General features: G+C 61.4%; 2 protein-coding genes. Both read left to right on the forward strand.

Going from position 1 to position 1,510, the window contains the following annotated elements; translation table 11 throughout:
- Positions 1-358: 358 nt before the first annotated feature.
- Complete coding sequence (locus WDW90_RS37005; protein ID WP_336492705.1) at positions 359-544, forward strand: hypothetical protein; 186 nt, start codon at positions 359-361, stop codon at positions 542-544.
- A 58-nt stretch (positions 545-602) separates the two neighbouring features.
- Complete coding sequence (locus WDW90_RS37010; RefSeq protein WP_336492706.1) at positions 603-971, forward strand: PRC-barrel domain-containing protein; 369 nt, start codon at positions 603-605, stop codon at positions 969-971.
- The last annotated feature ends 539 nt before the right edge of the window (positions 972-1,510 follow it).

The raw sequence follows: 1,510 nt of genomic DNA on the forward strand, positions 1-1,510 counted from the left end.
AGCACAGCCGCCCAGGTCTCACCGCTAGACGAAGCCCCGCGGACTGAGCACCCGTGGGGCTTCAACCGGCCGAGACGCGAGCCCCGTACTAACCTAAGACCACGCCTGTAGCCCTTCAGACGCCTAGTTTCGGTGATCAGGCTTGGTGGGGCGCATTGCTGCCTCACCAGCCGCCAGCGCTCGCAGACGGATCGCATCTGCATTGAAACTTACGCGAAGGGGAACGCGCACGTTGTGCGAATTTCGCAGCCTCGCGCGAGAACGGGGTTCGTCGGTCCGGGAGCTGGCTGTGCGGGATCGACAATGGCCGTCACTGACCCAGGCGATTAGGCTGGCGCCCCGAACGGTGGAGGGCGTCATGCCGGAGCCGGATTACGACCGCGACCTGAAGCGTCTGGAACGTCGTGTCGGGCTGGTTGAGGCGATCGCGGCTGAGAGAGAGCGACTGCGCACCGTGCTCCACCGAGCGCAACTCTTCCTGGATCGAACGGACTCCCAGCCTCCGGCCAGCGCGCGGCTCATCTGGGAATGGCACCGGAAGTGAGAGCGGAGGCATCGCCTTTCGTGAGTGCCGTCAAATCGCAAACTGGAGGAAACGAGCCATGGCAGAGACGGGTACGTTATCGGCTCCGAGCCACCCGCTCATCGAGAGCGATCACATCGAGGGCACGGCTGTCTTCGACGCGAACGGGAAGCGGATCGGATCGATCAAGCGCCTCGTGATCGAGAAGATCAGCGGCCATGTCGCCTATGCCGTGACCTCATTCGGCGGCTTCCTGGGCGTAGGCTCCGAGGTTCATACGATCCCGTGGGAACAACTGCACTATGACACGAAGCTCCACGGCTACCACACGACCATCACGGCGGAGCAACTGCGCCAAGCACCCGAGTTCACTCGCCGTGACGAGGCTCTCCTGTCTGGGCACGAGAGGCAGCAACTCAGCGACTTCTACGCGGAACCCATGCCATAAGGATCGCTCCGCGCCCGGTCCTCTGATGACGCGAGACGCTCGCTTGAGATGGCTCGCGCCTGGGCAGCCAAGCAGCTGATTGTAGTCCAGTGCCCCCGAAAGAGCCGGGCGAGATCCTCCCCACTCTTCGGGTCTGCAAAGACTGCCTGCACCGCTAAGCGCCCGTTCCCATAACTCCTCTTCCGCAAGCCGGGCGGCTCCATAACGCCCAATCGGCGAGCTCCTGAGTCACCGCGGAGCCTTCAGGATGTGGCAAGATTATCGAAATAAAACCCTTTTGCTACTCGCGGAAATGTAGCAGTAAATCGACCGGTCTCCCGCATGACTACAAAAATTTACAGTTGATTGCGGATATAATATTACAAACAGGCCGGATTGTAGTTTCGCGATTACATCCTTGGCCTCTTGACTCTGCTCGGCTGCGGCCTCACGCTGGCGCAGTCGAATTCATCTGTCGAAGCGCCGCATGGAGCGGCTGTCCCGCTCGTCATTCTGCCTGCGCTCGGTCCGGTACTTGTCCGCGTCGCGCTGAATTCGCT

Origin of the sequence: Methylobacterium nigriterrae (assembly GCF_037106235.1) — a bacterium.
Lineage (GTDB): Bacteria > Pseudomonadota > Alphaproteobacteria > Rhizobiales > Beijerinckiaceae > Methylobacterium > Methylobacterium nigriterrae.

Bases quoted from the DNA above. Each gene is read 5' to 3' on its own strand.
- WDW90_RS37005 (WP_336492705.1), top strand. From the start codon at position 359: ATGCCGGAGCCGGATTACGACCGCGACCTGAAGCGTCTGGAACGTCGT.
- WDW90_RS37010 (WP_336492706.1), top strand. From the start codon at position 603: ATGGCAGAGACGGGTACGTTATCGGCTCCGAGCCACCCGCTCATCGAG.